At 56.2% G+C, this 16101-nt stretch carries 16 protein-coding genes; 7 read left to right on the plus strand and 9 right to left on the minus strand.

Features of this window, described 5'->3' with window-relative positions:
- Positions 1-7: 7 nt before the first annotated feature.
- From CMN55_RS03465 to CMN55_RS03475, 3 genes are all read left to right on the plus strand, one after another.
- Positions 8-1396: an NAD(P)(+) transhydrogenase (Re/Si-specific) subunit beta gene (locus CMN55_RS03465; RefSeq protein ID WP_293948148.1), complete on the plus strand. Its 1389-nt coding sequence runs from the start codon at positions 8-10 to the stop codon at positions 1394-1396.
- A 243-nt stretch (positions 1397-1639) separates the two neighbouring features.
- Entirely contained in the window at positions 1640-2053 is a 414-nt protein-coding gene (locus CMN55_RS03470; protein WP_293948149.1) for a hypothetical protein, read from the plus strand.
- 626 nt (positions 2054-2679) lie between these two features.
- A complete protein-coding gene (locus CMN55_RS03475; protein WP_293948150.1) occupies positions 2680-3465 on the plus strand; it encodes a Hint domain-containing protein in 786 nt (261 codons plus the stop codon).
- Positions 3466-3550: 85 nt separating this feature from the next.
- On the opposite strand, the gene CMN55_RS03480 is transcribed toward CMN55_RS03475, so the two are convergent.
- The 4 genes from CMN55_RS03480 to CMN55_RS03495 all read right to left on the minus strand — a co-directional run bounded on the left by CMN55_RS03480 (position 3551) and on the right by CMN55_RS03495 (position 8921).
- Positions 3551-4168, minus strand: coding sequence for a pyridoxamine 5'-phosphate oxidase family protein (locus CMN55_RS03480; RefSeq protein ID WP_293948151.1), 618 nt, complete (start codon positions 4166-4168; stop codon positions 3551-3553).
- Between the two features lie 206 nt (positions 4169-4374).
- On the minus strand, positions 4375-6150 hold the full coding sequence (locus tag CMN55_RS03485) for a methyl-accepting chemotaxis protein (RefSeq protein ID WP_293948152.1): 1776 nt from the start codon (positions 6148-6150) through the stop codon (positions 4375-4377).
- A gap of 45 nt (positions 6151-6195) precedes the next feature.
- Positions 6196-6780: a hypothetical protein gene (locus tag CMN55_RS03490; RefSeq protein WP_293948153.1), complete on the minus strand. Its 585-nt coding sequence runs from the start codon at positions 6778-6780 to the stop codon at positions 6196-6198.
- A gap of 215 nt (positions 6781-6995) precedes the next feature.
- Entirely contained in the window at positions 6996-8921 is a 1926-nt protein-coding gene (locus CMN55_RS03495; protein WP_293948154.1) for an ATP-binding protein, read from the minus strand.
- Here CMN55_RS03495 and CMN55_RS03500 point away from each other — a divergent pair.
- Entirely contained in the window at positions 8908-9282 is a 375-nt protein-coding gene (locus tag CMN55_RS03500) for a hypothetical protein (RefSeq protein WP_293948155.1), read from the plus strand. The two genes, CMN55_RS03495 and CMN55_RS03500, sit on opposite strands and share 14 nt — an antisense overlap.
- Before the next feature lie 35 nt (positions 9283-9317).
- On the opposite strand, the gene CMN55_RS03505 is transcribed toward CMN55_RS03500, so the two are convergent.
- Entirely contained in the window at positions 9318-9719 is a 402-nt protein-coding gene (locus CMN55_RS03505; RefSeq protein WP_293948156.1) for a hypothetical protein, read from the minus strand.
- Positions 9720-9872: 153 nt separating this feature from the next.
- Here CMN55_RS03505 and CMN55_RS03510 point away from each other — a divergent pair, with 153 nt between their 5' ends.
- The gene (locus tag CMN55_RS03510; protein ID WP_293948157.1) at positions 9873-10739 is read left to right on the plus strand and encodes a helix-turn-helix domain-containing protein; all 867 of its coding nucleotides are present in this window, start codon (positions 9873-9875) and stop codon (positions 10737-10739) included.
- A gap of 777 nt (positions 10740-11516) precedes the next feature.
- Here the strand turns inward: CMN55_RS03510 and rpsU are convergent.
- Complete coding sequence (gene rpsU, locus CMN55_RS03515; RefSeq protein WP_161316574.1) at positions 11517-11717, minus strand: 30S ribosomal protein S21; 201 nt, start codon at positions 11715-11717, stop codon at positions 11517-11519.
- Between the two features lie 161 nt (positions 11718-11878).
- On the opposite strand from rpsU, the gene def reads away from it, so the two are divergent.
- Positions 11879-12454 carry a peptide deformylase gene (def, locus tag CMN55_RS03520; RefSeq protein WP_293948158.1) on the plus strand — a complete coding sequence of 192 codons (576 nt, stop codon included), beginning with the start codon at positions 11879-11881 and terminating at the stop codon, positions 12452-12454.
- 711 nt (positions 12455-13165) lie between these two features.
- Positions 13166-13828, plus strand: a complete 663-nt coding sequence (locus CMN55_RS03525) for a COQ9 family protein (RefSeq protein WP_293948159.1) — start codon at positions 13166-13168, stop codon at positions 13826-13828.
- A 7-nt stretch (positions 13829-13835) separates the two neighbouring features.
- On the opposite strand, the gene CMN55_RS03530 is transcribed toward CMN55_RS03525, so the two are convergent.
- The 3 genes from CMN55_RS03530 to CMN55_RS03540 form a co-directional block, all read right to left on the minus strand.
- Positions 13836-14702, minus strand: a complete 867-nt coding sequence (locus tag CMN55_RS03530; RefSeq protein ID WP_293948160.1) for a Kiwa anti-phage protein KwaB-like domain-containing protein — start codon at positions 14700-14702, stop codon at positions 13836-13838.
- A gap of 4 nt (positions 14703-14706) precedes the next feature.
- Positions 14707-15225, minus strand: a complete 519-nt coding sequence (locus tag CMN55_RS03535; protein WP_293948161.1) for a hypothetical protein — start codon at positions 15223-15225, stop codon at positions 14707-14709.
- 310 nt (positions 15226-15535) lie between these two features.
- A partial coding sequence (locus CMN55_RS03540; protein WP_293948162.1) for a BCCT family transporter occupies positions 15536-16101 on the minus strand: 566 nt, incomplete at its 5' end.

Consider the following 16101-nt stretch of genomic DNA (forward strand, 5'->3'; position numbering starts at 1 on the left):
GCGAAACGTGTCTGCTAATTTTACGGCGCTGGCCTATCTGGTTTCCGCCATCCTGTTCATTCTGGCGTTGCGCGGCCTGTCCTCTCCGGACAGCTCCCGGCGCGGGAACATCATGGGCATGGCCGGTATGGCCATTGCCATCATTGTCACCATCCTTGACCCGAGTGTCGTCTCCTATGAATGGATCATCGGCGGCATTGTCATCGGCGGCGCCATCGGCGCGGTGATTGCCCAGCGCATCGCCATGACCGCCATGCCGCAGCTTGTGGCGGCATTTCACAGCCTGGTCGGTCTCGCGGCCGTTCTGGTGGCGGCGGCGGCCTTCTATAACCCGGCGGCCTATGGCATCCTCAGCCCGCTTGGCGAACTGACGGTGCTCTCGCGCATTGAAATGTCCATCGGTATTGTGGTTGGCGCCATCACCTTCTCGGGCTCGGTCATCGCCTTCACCAAGCTGCAGGGGCTGGTCTCCGGCAATCCGGTGACATTTCCCGGGCAGCATCTGCTGAACCTTGTCGTCGGCCTTGTAATCGTCGGCCTGATCGTCTGGTTCTGCCTTGATCTGAACCCGACCGTGTTCTGGACCATGACCATCCTCGCCTTCATCATCGGCTTCCTGATCATCATCCCGATTGGCGGCGCCGATATGCCGGTGGTGGTCTCGATGCTGAACAGCTATTCCGGCTGGGCGGCGGCGGGCATCGGCTTCACGCTCGAGAACACCGCGCTGATCATCGTCGGTGCGCTGGTCGGCTCCTCGGGGGCGATCCTCTCCTACATCATGTGCAAGGCGATGAACCGCTCCTTCTTCAGCGTTATCCTGGGGGGCTTCGGCGGCGATACGGCGGCCGCCGGTCCCGACAAGGGCGATCGGCCGTTCAAGCCGGGCTCCGCCGATGATGCGGCCTTCATCATGAAGAATGCGGGCAAGGTCATCATCGTGCCGGGCTATGGCCTGGCGGTGGCGCAGGCCCAGCATGCGCTCCGCGAGATGGTCGATCTGCTGAAGGAAGAGGGGGTCGAGGTGGCCTACGCCATCCATCCGGTGGCGGGCCGCATGCCCGGCCATATGAATGTGCTGCTGGCCGAGGCGCAGGTGCCGTATGATGAGGTGTTCGAGCTGGAGGAAATCAACTCCGACTTCTCCGGCGCCGATGTCGCCTTTGTGGTGGGCGCGAATGACGTGACCAACCCGGCGGCCCGCGATGACCCGTCGAGCCCGATCTTCGGCATGCCGATCCTCGATGTGGACAAGGCGCGCACGGTTCTGTTCGTGAAGCGCTCCATGTCCTCTGGCTACGCCGGTATCGACAATGACCTTTTCTACAAGGACAACACCATGATGCTCCTCGCCGACGCCAAGAAAATGGTCGAGGATATCGTCAAGGCGCTGTAGCCGGGACGCAAAGCCAAATCAAAAGCCGCTGGTGAAAATCAGCGGCTTTTTTTGATTGATACAGGAGTTGGAAATCGAACTAAAGACTTTCATGCAGCCTCCTAATGTTACACGATGGAACGATATAAATTTAGTTGCATTAGCGCCTGATAGTCAGCTAATCCTTGGTGGCATACACACGTTTTGGTTTTTCTTCTCACTTGAATAAAGAAATTTATAATTGAAAATTCGAGAGATGAATATATGGTAAAAAAAGTAGTTTTAATCCTTATGGTAGCTGTTGTGATTATTCTTTCTCCATTTTGGGGTTCTATTTTAGTAAATGATGTTCGGCTTTGGAATTTCTCACGGCAATTGTCGAAAGTGGAGAGCCTTCTTCCGGAATATTATGTAGTGATGGCAGAAGGTTCAGATATTTATAATGAAAGTAACGGTAATCATTGCAGTTACAGGGCAACAAAGGTGTATCGGATTATTGCGATGCAAGAAACCTTGGATAGCTTGAAGAAAGAAATCGAAAAATTGGTTTTTATGCCCGCGAAGAAATCGGATCGTAACGATCCCGCAGAAGTTAGTGTAGACGTTGTCGGATTTTTACTAATTGTCTTTATTTCTAACGGTCCGTATGACGCAGGCTTTGATACTAGATGCTGGTAAAATAGGGGGAAGTTGTGGAAGAATATTTAAAAACAGCTGAAGATAGACAGAAGTCAATCTTGCATGGTACTAATCACAAATTCTATTTTGAGCATCAAGAAGTTGGAGATGTTGATGCCTTCAAGAATGGAATATATGAGAATAGATACAATATTTCTCCGCTAATTGGGACGTTAATGGAGAACAGCATCGTTCCTTTATGGGGAACTGATTATAATGTAGTTTTACCACCCTTGTATATTCCTCTTCAGGCTAATCAATATGCCGGAACATTTGTAAAAGATAACAGCTTTTTAATCGAGAATGCAGCAAGCGAATTTGGGGTAAATTCTGACCTTGTGAAAGCCGTAATTTATACCGAAATGAGCAGAGGCTGGTACGAAAATATATTTCCGCCTCTCGCTGATACTATTCTGCCTGGAAATGTTGATCCTGTATGGGAGGCACTTATTCCGGGAAGCGATGTGCACAATGTGCAAGATAACATCAGACTAACAGCCAAATTGCTTTCAGAAATATCATCACGTCTTGACGAACCTTATCCCGAGGATGTGTATGCTTTATATAATGGATTAGCCCATGATCGTACCTATGAAAATTTGGATACTAAGAGTACCCCATACTTTATGAAAAAAGTAATGGAGGAAAAGGCATGGGAAGATGAAGAATGGGAACTTTCAGAAGACCCCGATTTGCCCGGAGTAACCAACGACCAACGCTGCTTCTCCGCCGGTACATTAATCGATATGGCCGATGGCACCCGGAAACCCATCGAGCAGATCGAAGTTGGGGATGAGGTGTTGGCCTATGATCCGGCGGAACGGGGCGGTCTTGGGGAGCTGAGGCCTGCGCGGGTGACCCGGACAATGGTCAATCAGGTCGAGGAGATCATCGATTTTCACGGCGTGAAGATAACGCCGGGCCATGCGACGCTTTGCGGCGACGGGCCGCATCAGGGCCAGCATGTCCCGATCATGGATATCCTTCTTGCCGATGGCGCGATCGTAAATCGCGAGGGCGAGCTGATCCGCGCCGCGACGAATTTACCGGTGGGCAGCGACGGGGACCGCTTCGTTCAGGTTGCCTATATCCTCGATAAATCGCAACGGACTTATTTCCATGGCCGGATGCGCCTCGGCACACGCATGGTCGGTCAAAAGGACGGCGATGACTGGCGGGTGATGGAGGCGCTCACGCGCGAGGGTTATGTGCTGGATGCCGACGGTCTGATCGCCAAGGACGGGGAGACGCCGCATCCGCTCTACTGGTTCGGGCCACTCCCGAAGCCGGAGGATTATGTGCTCGCCAAGTCGCGCCAGACCATCGGCAACCTCTATTCCGAGCGACATGTGAAAAGCAGCAGCGCCATTGGCGCAAACCTCCCGCGCCATGCCAGGATGACGGTGCAGTAACCGAAAGCTATCTCCAAAACAAAAGCCGCTGATGAAAATCAGCGGCTTTTTTTGCGGGCGTATTCAGGAGGCGGGGCGGCCGCCCTCAATAGAGGTTTTCCTTATAGGCGACTTCGAGATAGGCGTCGGACTGTTCCGCGTCCATCCCGGCGATCTGGTCGGCGAGCACCTGTCCGAGTGTCGGGAAGACGCTGCGCTCGACCTTGCTCTCTTCTGCCCAGAGCTTTGAGCGGATCAGCGCCTTCGCGCAATGCATATAGGCCGAGGTGACTTTCACCAGCAGCACCGAGCGCGGCAGCTTGCCATCTACCGCATGCTGTTTCATCAGCTCGGGATCGGTGCTGATCGTGGCCGTGCCGTTGATGCGCAGGGTCTCGTTAATCCCCGGCACCAGAAAGATCATGCCGACGGCGGGATTGCTGAGGATATTGATCAGGCTGTCGAGACGGTTGTTGCCCGGCCGGTCAGGGATCGCCAGCGTGTTGTCATCGAGCACGGTCACGAAGCCCGGCGCATCGCCGCGCGGGGAGGCATCGGCCGTGCCGTCGCCGCCATCGGTGCTGAGCACGAGGAAGGGGGAGAGCGCGATGAAGTGGCGGCAATGCTTGTCGAGCCGGGGAAGTTCCTTCTGCATGGCGCGTTCGGCTGGGGGCTTGTAGACGCTGTACAGCTCGTCAACGGTGGTGATGCTGTGCTCACTCATTGTTCTTCTCCCGCTATTTCATGTTCGGGACAGGATCGCCCGGGCGTCTTTCTTTGTACAGAAATCTTTGCGCAGGATCAATTGCGGCGATGCCGTCGGTTGCACGAGATACTCGCCCATCATGCCATCCGTTCGATGTTCGGCAGGGTCAAAAAAATCCGGACAGCTAAGGCTGTCCGGATTTCCGTGGCCGTAGAGGTTCCGGTTTAGCCTGCCATGGCGCGGATATCGTCGAGCACGGCCGAGACTTCCTCGCGCAGCTTGCTGGAATAGACCGACAGTTCCCCGACGGAGCCCAGGAGCTGCGTCGCCGAGGAGCCGGAGGCCGTCGCCATGTTCGATACATCCGTGATCGAGCGGGACACCTCGCCGGTGCTGTCGGAGGCCTGCTGCACATTGCGGGTGATTTCCAGCGTGGCGGAATTCTGCTCCTCCAGCGCGGCGGCCATGGCCTGGATCGTCTCATTGATGCGGATGATCATTTCCTCGATCCGCTTGACGGCCTCCACCGCCTCGCCGGTGGCATGCTGCATGCCGTCGATCTGGCGGGTGATCTGCTCGGTGGCGCTGGTTGTCTGCGAGGCGAGGCCCTTGACTTCAGAGGCGACAACGGCGAAGCCCTTGCCTGCCTCCCCGGCGCGGGCGGCCTCGATGGTGGCGTTCAGCGCCAGCAGGTTGGTCTGGCTGGCGATATTGTTGATCAGCTCGATGATATTGCCGATTTCCCCGGCGGAGACCGCCAGCTTGCCGACGACTTCATCGGTGGATTCCGCAACATCCATCGTATCCTTTGAAAGCTTCGCCGAGGCATCCACCTGCCGGGCGATTTCCTGCAGGGAGGTGGACAACTCCTCGGCGGCGGTGGCGACGCCGCTGACATTCACGGCGGCCTGTTCAGAGGCCGCGGCGATGGCGCTGGAATGGCTGTCGGTATCGGCCGCGCTGGTTACCATGCTTTTCGCCTTTTCCTCCATCGTCTGGGCGGCGGAGGAAATCTGCCGGGCAACCGCATCGACGGAGGATTCCAGCTTCTCGGCGATGGCGCGGGCGAAGCTGGCGCGTTCAGCGGCCGCTTTGGCGGCGGCTTCCTGATCGCGGTGCTTCTCCTCCTCGACGCGCTGCACTTCCTCGCGGCGGCGTTCCTCGGCGGCGGCGGCCTTCTCCTCGGCATCCTTTTCCCGCTGGAGTTCCATCGTCCGCAGATTTTCCGCATTGGCCTTGAACACCTGCACGGCGCGCGACATGTCGCCCACGTCATCCTTGCGCTCAAGCCCGGCAATGGCGATTTCATTGTCGCCATTGGCAAGCGCGGTCATGGCCTGGGTCAGCTGGCTGAGCGGCTTGCCGATATAGCGGCTGAGCAGCACGCCGGTCAGCAGCAGGATGCCGAGCAGTGCGGCAACGCCGAGCAGGAGCTGCTGCATCAGATTGTCGCTGAGCTGTTCGTTGAGCTGATGGAGGCTCCAGGCGACGGCGGCATAGCCGACAAGCTCCCCTTTGGTGGTGAGGACGGGGGTCAGGATAATCTGGTGGCTGTCCGTCATTTCGGAATAGCTCTCACCCTTGTCGAGCATGTCCTTATGGCTGCTGACAAGCCCGGCAAGGTCCGTGGTGGGCAGGCTGTCGGAATGATATTCGGTGACCATGGCCCCATCCTTGTCATAGGTGATGATATCGGCGAGGACACCATCCTCCAGGCTGGTCATCTCCTGATAGACTTCGGCGACTTTCTCCGCCTTGTTCCATTTGAGGGCGCCGGTCATCTGCGCCGCCATCAGATCGGTGATGGTCAGATTGTTGGAGATTGCCAGGCTTTCCAGGTCCTGGCGCTGGCTTTGCAGCCCGAGAAAGACGAGAAGCGAGAGGCCGGCAAGGGTCGTCGCGAAGACGACAAGCTGGATTTTCCGGCTGACTGTCAGCTTGACCGCGGTTTTTTTCGGGTCTTGCCGGTTGTCCGGGGTCGTCGGGGTCTGGACGTTCATTATCTGATTTCCTTGTTTGAAAAGTAGGGGCCGGGGGGCGCGCGCCTAGTCCAGCATATCGACATTGACGCCCACAGTGATGGCGCCGATGATTTCGTCGTTGGCGGGATCAATCACGGCGAGGGAGACCTGGGACTGATAGGCCTGTGAGGAATCGTCAAAATCCACCTCATCAATCAGCAGGGCGCTGGCGCCGCCGCCATAGGTGTCCTGCCACTTGGCTTCATCGCCCTGCCAGTAGTCGGAGGTGATGTTGCTCTGGCCGACATTCAGCCCCTTCATGTCCATCACGAAAATTTCGGTATAAAGCCCGCCGGACTTGCTCTGGACATCCCGCAGATAGGCGGACAGCGCATTGCCGAGCACGGCGTTGATCATCTTCTGATCGCCGTTTTCGGTCTCCGCGCGCCAGGCCTTGTCCTGGCGGTCGATATCGCTCTGATTAAGTGTTGCGGATGTCTTGTTCTGTTCCCGGATGGCGGTGACGACCTGTTCGCTCTGGATCCAGCCGCGCATGTCACTCTCGACAAGCTTCTGGATGGCGATTCGATACTCCTCGGCGGCGGCGGATGTAACCAGTCCGGCCGCCAGGGCAAGGGTGAGGAAGGGGAAAAGAACCTTTCGGATCATAGGGGTAGCTCCAGTTATCTTTTTGAGTGTCAGGTAAATTCAATTATCCGGTTTGTGATGGCGCCGGAATCCGGGCGTTTCATCACTTTCAGAATAGGTGTTAACCGGTTTATTTATCGTTAATGGAGTGCGGGGCGGCGGCCGTAATCGGCGGTGGAGCGGCGATATATGTCTGATGCGGTACGCCTGACGCCCCGCGCCTGACGTCTCACGCCCTACGCCACCATCAGGCTTTTCGTCTTTGGCAGTGTGACCGTGACGGTGGTGCCGACACCGTAGCTGCTGTCGATCTGCAATGTCCCGTGATGGGCGGCGACGAAGGATTTGACGATCGAAAGGCCAAGCCCGACTCCCTCATGGGTAATGTCGGAGGAGCTATGCCCCTTGACGAAAGGTTCGGTGACCAGCGGCAGCTGATCCTTGCGGATGCCCTCGCCGGTGTCGGCAATGGTCACGACAATCCCGTCGTTGCGGCAGCGGGCGGTGACGGTGATCTTGTCGCCGGTACGGGAGAATTTCACGGCATTGGTCAGCAGGTTCAGGAAAACCTGCTGCATGGCCGTCTTGTCGGCAATGATTTCCGGCAATTCCGGCGCCGTGATCAGCGCCACCATGATGCCCTGGCTTTCGGCCCGGTAGCGGATCGCCTTGACGCAATCGGCAAGCAGATTTTGCAGGCGCAGCGGCTCGGGCTGCAACTCGCGCTTGCCAAGCTCGATGGCGGAAATATCCAGCACCTCATTGATCAGCGCCAGCAGATGCCGTCCGCTATGGTTGATATCCTTGGCGTATTCGATGTATTTCACATTGCCGACGGGGCCGAAATACTGCCCCATCAGGATATCGGAAAAGCCGATGATGGCGTTCAGCGGCGTGCGCAGCTCATGACTCATGGTGGCGAGGAATTTCGACTTCGCCTGGCTGGCTTCCTCCGCTTTCATGAGGGCCTGGCGCAGCGCCTCCTCGGTGCGCTTGTTGCTGCTGATATCGGTGAGGGTGCCGCCCACGGCGATCACCTCGCCCTGATCGTCCATGATCGGGAACATTTGCACGAAGGTGGGGACCTTCTTGCCGTCCACGCGCGGGCTCAGATATTCCTGTTCCACCATGTGCCGGTGGGTCATGATCTGTCGTTGCTGCCTGTCCACCTCTGCCGCATAGCCGGGCGGAAAGACATCGGTGGAGGACAGGCCTTTGACATCCACCCCCTGGGCGTTGAACCACTCATGCCATTTGGAATTGGCATGCAGATAGCGGAATTTCGCATCCTTGATAACGATGGCGGAGGGGGAGTTTTCAATAAAGGTGCGCAGCAGCTTGTCGCTGACCATGACTTTAAGCTGCCGCACCATGGCGAGATGGACCAGCCAGGCGATGGCGATGGACAGCAGGATCAGGATCGTCAGAACCAGCTCGTCGATGAGTGAACTGTGCGCCGCGATGGTGGCCGGCGTGGGCATCAGGTTGATGGTCCATTCCCGATTGCCGACGCGGATATGCTCATGATAGAGCGTTTCATCGGCGGTCAGGCCGTCCTCGCTGGAGAACACCAGACGTTTATTATCCATGATCACCAGTTGATATCTTTCGAGCAGGCCATTCTGCAGGGCCGTGCGGACGAGGGGATCACTGCGAAACACGATATTGACGAAGCTGGTGATGCGGTCCAGGCGGACAACCGGCACATAGGCGACAAAACCGATGCCGCCCTGCGTCAGGGCGAAGGGCGGTGTGATCTGCATGCGCTTCAGCTTCTCGGCCTGCCGGAAGGTGGGGCCGACGAAGGAGTGATTGCGAACGTCGAGATTTTGCACCTGCTCATTGCCTTTGAGCGGCGAGACCCAGCGGATAACGCCCATGCTGTCGATCCAGTTGATGGCCTGAAAATCGGTGAACAGCCTGTGGATATAGGTGGTGTGGTTCAGGAAGTCCTGGCGGCTGGTGAATTGTCCGACGGCCAGCGAATGGCGGAGCTGCTCGCCGATGGTGAGGCGGGTGGCGATATGCCCCTCCAGCCGGGCGGCGAGATTGGCCAGATCGCTTTTGACCTTGGTTTCAAAATCGTTGTTCTGTGCCGTCGGCATAAATGCCCAGATGAGAACAACCAGCAGGATCATGGACGCGCCAATGGCCGCCGGCACGAAAGTCGTGCGGCGTGGCAACATCCGGATATGGCGCTTCAGCGCCGTAAGCGCAGGGGCGTGTGAAACCATAGCGGCAATTTTAGTAAACAAATATTTAAAAAACCCTAAACACGGGCGCGGGAATGACGAAGAATTTACCGGAAAACTGGCTATTTTCGGCAAAGCGCCCATAGATCATAAGGTTATCAGAGGAAGGGTGATAGTTTGGCGGGATTATCTGTATATTTATTCGTTATATTCGGGCGTCATGACCATTTTTCTTGACATTCCATACCTGTTTTGCTATTATATAAATATCTTCAATACAGTTCCAGATTTATATGAAAACGCAATAAATGGCGTGAAAAAGCCGCCCTGACGGATCAGGACGGCTTTCTGCGTCAGCGGGAAGGCTCAGGCGGTGCGGGGCGTGTTATGGCCGAGACGCCGGAGGCTGACGGCTTCAACGGCGGTGAGGAGGGCGACGGCGACCGCCAGCAGCTCGATCACCAGCATCCCTTCGAAGGTCAGGCGGTCCTGGAAAATGAACAGGACAAGACCGCTGCCGATCACCCAGGCGATGTTGGCGGCGATGATGGCCTTGACGAACAGCGGATTGATCTTTTTCCGCGTTGCGACCAGGGCGACATCGGCGGCGAAGATCACCAGGCCCGCCCCGAGCACATAGAGGATCCAGGGCGCGATGCCCGTCCAGAGGGCCAGCGAGGGCGCGAAGAGAAGCGCCACCGCTCCCGCGAGAAGTGAGGCACCGGCGTCGATCAGCAGGGTGCCGCGAAGTATGTTTGCATGTTCCATATCGTCATCTCCTTTGCAAATGTCTGCGCCGTCACGGGCGCCTGACATGCAGAATGAGGCGGGCAGGTTATCTTCTCAATTACCTTCAAGGTAATGTTCGCCGGTCTTTTTTCGCGCTATTGTATCGGCATGATCAGAGAAGGAGGCGAGAAGATGACAGGGTCAGCCATGCAAACACCGGTGTCCGGGCTGGGTCAGCTCCTCCGGCACTGGCGGCAGGTGAGGGGCATGAGCCAGCTCGATCTCGCCCTGGAGGCGGAGAGTTCGGCGCGGCACCTCAGCTTTATTGAGACCGGCCGCGCGCAGGCGAGCCGGGACATGGTGCTGCGGCTGGCGGAGGCGATGGAGCTGCCCTTGCGCGAGCGCAACCGGCTGCTCAATGCGGCCGGCTATGCGCCCGCCTATGCGGCGCGCACGTTGGGCGATGCGCAGTTTGACAAGGTGCGCGCGGCGCTCGATTTCATGCTGCGCCAGCAGGAGCCCTATCCGGCGATCGTCATGAACCGCGTCTTTGACGTGCTGATGATCAATCAGGCGGGGGCGAATATGCTGGCGATGCTGGGGCTCGCCCCCGGCGGGCCGGGCAAGGCCGCGGACGGCGCGCCGTCGCAATCGCGGGAGGGGCCGCCCAATATTCTCCGCCTGATGCTGCATCCGGCGGGGCTGCGGCCTGTGCTGAAGGATTGGGAGCGGGCGGCCGCGCATATGGTGGAGCGGGCGCACCGGCAGTTGACCGGCGCGGCGGCGGAGGATCCGCTGCGTCGCCTGCTTGATGAGGTGCTGGCCTATCCGGGGGTGCCGGAAAGTTTCACCCATCAGAATCCGTCCCTCGATGCGCTGCCGGTTCTGCCGCTGGAATTCGAGATTGAGGGCATGACGCTGTCCTGGATCACCACCGTGGCGAGCTTCGGCACGCCGCAGGATATCACGGCGGAGGAAATTATGGTGGAAAGCTTTTTCCCCGCCAATGACGCAACTGAAACCGCGATCCGCGCCCTGATGACAGAGGAGGAGACATAGAAGAACAGGACAGGCGGCGCCAGGTTTCATAGATAATCTACTCCTGCGAAAGGAGGCAGAGCGGGGCAGGATATGTAGCTCAAGGAACCGGTTTTATTTCTTAAAAAATAATTTTAACTTATTGTAATTAAATAAAGAATGTTAATTTTGACGGGCGGGTTTCGCGGCCGTTTTGTTTCGGAAAAGAGTATATTATTTATGGGTGGATGGATTTGCAAAAGGCAGGATCAATGCCTCATGATCCCCCCACAAACCACCACGATCCTGCGGTTTTACGCAGAGTGGGACGCGTCCCTCCGATTGGCATCAACAGGCCTATGAGGCGGCGGGCGCATATCTTGATCCGCTGAACCATCTGATGGTTGAGGGCCGGAAAGCGCGGCTCCGCCAGACCAGCCCGAGGAAACCGAGACGTCTTGTTCTGACGCCCGGATATTGAGGGGCCGTCCTTCGGCCGGAAGGCGATCCCCGTCATGCCACGCCATATCAGCCGCCGGATAATGGCGGCAGGCCCCCGGGTTTAAGGCCCGGACAGAGGCGGCACTGACGGCACTGACGGCACGGACGGCCGGGAGATGGTGAAAAGCAACAGGCCGCGCCGCAGCGGGCGTCTGTTTTCGTCCATACGGCGCGGGCGTCATTGCAAGTGGGACATTGCAAATGGACCCACTCAAAACGCCGCCACAAACGGCAAAAGCCGCAAACCGGAGGCCCGGCGCGGCTTTTTGAATTCTGTGGGGGTCCGGCGCGGGGTAAACGCAGGCCGGAGCGACGGCCTCAGCCTTCGCGCTGCATCCGCTTGCGGGCGAGCTTGCGGGCCCGACGAATGGCTTCCGCCTTCTGGCGGGCGCGCTTTTCGGACGGCTTTTCATAAGCACCGCGGAGTTTCAGTTCACGAAAGATGCCTTCGCGCTGCATCTTTTTCTTCAGCGCCCGAAGCGCCTGGTCAACGTTATTGTCACGTACAGAGACTTGCACAGTTAATCGTGCTCCTATCTATTCCTAAAGTTGGTCCGAGGACGGATGGCTGCGGATGTAACATGCCTCCCCCCTCTTCACAAGGGGGAAACCGCATTTTAAGGTGAATTCCCTAAAGAAAAGAATACATAACATAAAAGACGGAAAAAGGAAAGGGCGACATGGCGGCGAAAGAGATACTGAAAATGGGGCACCCGCTGCTGCGGCAGGTGGCGGCGGAGATTGCGCCGCCCTTTGACGATGCCCTCCATCAGCTGGTCGAGGACATGCGCGCGAGCCTGGAGGCGGTCGGCGGGGTGGGTCTTGCCGCGCCGCAGATCGGCGTCTCAAAATCCCTCGTCATTTTCGAGGTGCCGGAGGACCGGGTCAGGATGGAAGAGGGGGAGACGGCCACCGGCGTGCCCTCCACCGTGCTGATCAACCCGAAAATCACCCCGCTTTCCGAGGAGATGGAGCTCGGCTGGGAGGGCTGCCTCTCGGTGCCGGGCCTGCGCGGCCTTGTCCCGCGCCATACCCATATCCGCTATGAGGGGCTCGGCCTCGACGGCAAGCCGGTCTCCATCGAGGCGCGCGGATTTCACGCCCGCGTCGTGCAGCATGAGTGCGACCATCTGTTCGGCATCCTCTATCCGGAGCGGATGACGGACATGCGCTACCTGATGTTCGAGAGCGAGGTGCCGCGCTTCATGGCCGATTTGCGCGCGAAGGCCGCGGCAAAAGAAGCGGACGCCTCCTGAACCCTTCCGGAGGCTCAGATCCTTCTCTGCGATTCTGAACCCTCCTGGAGGTGGCAAATCTTTCTTCGCTCCTGACGCTCCCTGCGGTCATGAAGCTTCCTTGCGGTCCCGAACCTTCCCGAAGTCCTGAGCGCTTCCCGATATTCCGAGCCTTGCTTGTGATCCCGAACCTTCCCCGAGGCCGGTTTCCCCCGTAGGAAGAGGCTCGCGTTCCCGCCCGTATGAGTGAGGGCCGAGAGCACGAGGAGGCCAAGCATTATCGTCGGCTGCCTTTTCCCCGAGTCATCAGGAGTCCCGCGCCGGGGTGAGCCGTTTCCCTCGCAAGCAGGTTTTTTCCCGCAATGGCGATATTGCGCCTGCGAAATTCGTCGCGGAAACGCTCCGCCGCGTGGCCCGTCGCTATGTGATTTATCGCGATATTTTCCTGTTTTCTCCCTCAGAATTGCGCGTCCGGGCGCTCTGTCCCGGTCACTTTTGTTCACCCTTCCTTCACGGTTGCGTGTGGTCGCCGTTCCTACATAAGGTGAAATGAATGTATCTGAAATTACCAGCCCCTGCAAGCAAAATGTTCTTATTTTGTTCTTTTCTTTTGCGCGCGGATGTGCCATAATCCCTCTGGTCATCGGGCGGCGTGTTCATTATATCTGGAAGGAGGTGGCCGGGGCGTGATTGTGCGCCGCGGTAGAAAGACAGGTTTTTTGGGGTGTCATCATGGCGGAACAATCCGAAAGCGAGAGGAACAGACGGCTTCTGGACGCGGTGCTGCCGCATGTGCTGTTTGACGGCTGGAGCCGGGCGGCGATGAAGGGCGCGGCCGCCGATCTCGGGGTCGATATCTCGGTGTTTGATCTCGCCTTTCCGGACGGCGCGACGGATATGATCCGCCTGTTTGTCGAGACCGCCGATGACGAGATGGAGGCGGAGCTGCAAAAGCGCGATGTGCTCAGCCTCAAGATCCGCGATCGCATCACCCTCGCGATCCGCCTCCGGCTGGAGCTTTACGCCCCGCATAAGGAGGCGGTGCGCCGCGCCGTCAACATCCTGGCGCTGCCGCAGAATATGGCGCTCGGCACGAAGCTGACGGCCAATACGGTGAGCCGCATGTGGTGGGCGAGCGGCGATATGTCGAGCGATATCAACTGGTACACGAAGCGCCTGACCCTCGCGGCCGTTTATGGCGCAACGCTGCTCTACTGGCTCGCCGACAAGTCGGACGGGCATGAAAAGACATGGGAATTTCTGGATCGCCGCATTGAAAATGTGATGCAGTTTGAAACCGCCAAATTCAAGGCCCGCCAGAAACTGAAGGAAAAACCCGACCTCTCCCATATCCCCAGCCCCCGGCGATTCTGGCGGAATTTGACGGAAAGGTGAGGGGGATTTAAACCCTTCTTTTTGAGTTGCTGACATACCTTTGTCTAGATAACGGCGCTTCGTATATGTCATCATGTAAAAATCGAAGAATGCGTTTAATAGCTGCCTTCTCGGAAGGCATAACCACTCTGCCTTCTGTAATATTGACGTCAATGCCGACTAATTCGGCTCGTCTGAGGATTTCCTGAGCTGTATGATCGTCAAGAACGCCATTTCTTTGTATCGCATGTATCAGTTTACGTGAAACCTGATCTACTTCAGTCTTAAATTCCGCGATATTGCTAATCGTGAGGCAATGATGCGCCGCGAAGGCGTCAATATCTTGATCAGTTGCTGCTCTGTATAGGTCAGACAAATCAAAAATCATTCGGATATTATGAAAACTCTTAAAAATTAGAGTCTGGCCTTGCAACAAACCAACTAGTTTGTTGTCTAATGTAAATGCAGGTGAAGTCAGCCGGTTTAAAACATTGTTGTTTTGAAAAAGCGTGATTTTATGCTCTAAAATTTGTTGAGAAGAAAATTTTTGAATAGCGACCACCGCATTTCCATTTTCGATTCGGCCGCTAAAAATAGCTCTAACATTCTCCTCTGAAAAACCTTCAATTTGCAAAATGTCGCATGCGAGAGGATTTAAAACGGCATTTATGAGTAAATCGGTTTGTAAGGGAATAGAGACGGTAAGCGCTTCGCCTTCATCTGGTTTCCAGCCACCATCGAACTCAATTAGGTCCTCGGTGTTTTCGAGAAACTCTAATTCTTGAGTTTCAAACATTTGTCCTAAAAGAACTTGAACCGCAGCATCAACGGATAGCCTTTTGACAGCTATTTCGCTGTCTATTCGGCACAATACAAAAAAAGTTTGATACGGCACTATCTTAATCCCCCAAATCAATAACCATAAATTCTGTAAGTTGCCCTACTTGCATTACCTGTTTGGCCGCTCGTATTTCTTTTCGAGATATTAATATGTAAGTGACGCCTTCTGCGGTGCTCACTTTATAGAAATGCCATCCAAATAGCCCTAAAAGAGGATTGAAATGATATCCGTATCCCGTCCATATTACCCCGGCAAATATCAGTATTGCGGGTACCGTCATAACCCAGTTCAAACTAGCAAAGCCATTTTCAAATAATGGCAATAAATACAATAACATAAAGGCAATGTTTTCACTATCTGCCGCCTCAATGGTCTGCGGCACAAATCTTTCTCTGCTCAACTTTTTTTGCACTAATATGATAAAGCACAAAGTACAGATGATGAGAAAAACACATACGGAAATAACGACTATTGCCGCTATATATCTGTCGTCAAAAAACGCCGCCCAAGCGTATGTTAAGCCGATTGGTGTTATTGCTGTTATCATCAAAAATAACCTGGCTACTTTACTCAGCATGAAAAAACTCCTCGTCCTGAATTCAAGTAAGCAAGCTAATTCGAATATGACTACTTTAACTTATTATAGTATTTAAAATCTACTAAAAATAGTACTTGTTCGAAATTAATTAACTAAATACAAGAGTTTTCATTCAATTAAACTCATGATAATTTTATCGCTTGATATAGAACAAAATAAGAACAAACTACTATTTTGTAAATAGCTCTAGTGGTTCAATTGCCATTTTTATCCTACAAGCCTTACTTAACCCCACAAAAAAGGCCAGCGGATGACCGCTGGCCTTTGTGTTTGCGTCACCGCCGCGCGTTTAGGAGGCGGGGGCGTCCTCGACGACGTATTTCGCCTCATGATGGAGACCCATATAGAGACTGACGCACATGGCGAGCAGGACGACGGTGAAAGGCAGCCCGACGGTGATGGCCACGGCCTGCAGCGCGGTCAGCGCGTCCGCGCCGCCGCCAAACAGCAGCGCCGCCGCGACGACGCCCTCGATCACCACCCAGAACACCCGCTGCACGGTCGGGGCGTCGACCTTGCCGCCCGCCGTGATCGCGTCGATCACCAGGCTGCCGCTGTCCGATGAGGTGATAAAGAACACCAGCACCAGGATGATGCCAATCGCCGAGGTGATGGTGGCGAGCGGCAGATTTTCCAGCATCTGGAACATCGCGAGCTCCACCTTGCCGATGCCGCCGGCCAGCGCGCCGACATTGTTGACGACCTGATCAAGGGCGGCGCCGCCGAACACGCTCATCCACACCAGGGTGACCAGCGTCGGGATGATCAGAACGGCAATCAGGAATTCCCGCACCGTGCGGCCGCGGGAAACGCGGGCGATAAACATGCCGACAAACGGCGACCAGGAAATCCACC

Origin of the sequence: Sneathiella sp., from assembly GCF_002694385.1 — a bacterium.
In the GTDB taxonomy this organism is placed as follows: Bacteria; Pseudomonadota; Alphaproteobacteria; order Sneathiellales; family Sneathiellaceae; genus Sneathiella.